Genomic DNA, 1539 nt, shown 5'->3' on the forward strand with positions numbered 1-1539 from the left:
GTAGATTTTGGCCTTACGCAAATCTGAGTCCATCTCAAAAGCAGATGCCCACGATATAAAAACTAAGTTTGACGATAAATCTGCGCGGTTCTAAATCCACTGCAAGATTAGGCCCAAAATCGCAGAATGCGGAGGAAACAATGAGCTTTCTGGGCAAGCCACTGACGCTTCTTGTAGGCGACTTCGATCGCTGTCGCGGTCGGGAGCAATCTATCGTCGCCGACCGGGCTTCGTCGCAATTTTCGGACGTTCGAGTTTTCTGTCGCGGGCAACCGGTGCTTGGGGCAAAGAAGCATGGCTGACGTCATCACAACCCGCCGAGAGGACGCCATCCTCGAAGTCACGCTCGATCGGCCGAAGGCCAACGCCATCGACCCAAAGACGTCGCGGCTGATGGGCGAGACGTTCAAGGCGTTTCGCGATGATCCGGAACTGCGCGTTGCCATCCTCAAAACCGCTGGCGACAAGTTCTTCTGCGTCGGCTGGGATCTCAAGGCGGCGGCTAGCGGCGAGATCGACGGCGACTATGGCGTCGGAGGCTTTGCCGGGCTGCAGGAACTCCGCGACTTGAACAAGCCGGTGATCGCCTGTGTCAACGGCATGGCAGTCGGCGGCGGCTTTGAGCTGGCGCTGTCCTGCGACCTCATTTACGCCTCCGATCATTCCTCCTTCGCGCTGCCCGAAATCCGCGCCGGAGTACTAGCCGACGCAGCGACCATCAAGCTGCCGAAGCGCATCCCCTACCATGTCGCTATAGAACTCCTGCTGACGGGCCGATGGATGGATGCCGACGAGGCGCGTCGCTGGGGCTTGGTCAACGAAGTGCTGCCCAAGGAAAAGCTCGAGGACCGTGTCTGGGAAATCGCGCGACTTCTGGCAAGCGGCCCGCCGCTGGTTTTCGCGGCGATCAAAGAAACGGCGCGCGTGGCGGAAGCGCTGACCTTCCAGGACGCGATGAACAAAGTGAGCCGGCGCCAGTTGCCGACCGTCGATATCCTCAGCGGCTCGGAAGACAGTATGGAAGGGCCCCGAGCCTTTGCTGAAAAGCGCCAGCCGATTTGGAAGGGGCGATAGTCTTCAAAGACACCCTTGCCCAATTTGAAGTAGAGATAAATGGTGTGCTCCTCCAGAAGGCACGTCGCAACATAGTGCGCTTCGTTAGCAGGATGACAGCGGTGCCGTGTTCGCGACTGTCGCTGAGTAGCGAACAACCTCTTCGAGGTCACGGAGCGGGGAACAAGAATCGAAGAGACAGCACGATCTGCGCAATGACCGTCAAGCTGCCTGACGATCACATCGTGAAGTGGCTTTCCACCTCGCAAAGATTAAATTGGCAGCGTTGGGGTGTAACCTATGCATAGACTGGAACGCTTCCTGCACCCAAAATCCATAGCGGTGATCGGTGGAGTGGCGGCAGCAGGTGTTGTCGAGCGATCAATTGAACTGGGCTATTCTGGCGATATCTGGCCGGTGCACCCTGAGAAGGACGAAGTCGCCGGGGTCAGAGCCTACCGCTCGGTGGCGGATCTGCCTGGCGTA

The 1539-nt window shown here is 58.2% G+C and carries 2 protein-coding genes; both read left to right on the plus strand.

Translation table 11 applies throughout. The features are described from left to right. Positions 1-294: 294 nt before the first annotated feature. Positions 295-1074, plus strand: coding sequence for a carnitinyl-CoA dehydratase (locus tag AC0L17_RS34335; RefSeq protein WP_473518968.1), 780 nt, complete (start codon positions 295-297; stop codon positions 1072-1074). Between the two features lie 279 nt (positions 1075-1353). Next, positions 1354-1539: CoA-binding protein (locus tag AC0L17_RS34340; protein ID WP_473518969.1), on the plus strand; the 186-nt coding region annotated here is incomplete at its 3' end.

The organism is Mesorhizobium sp. WSM4829 (assembly GCF_055811475.1).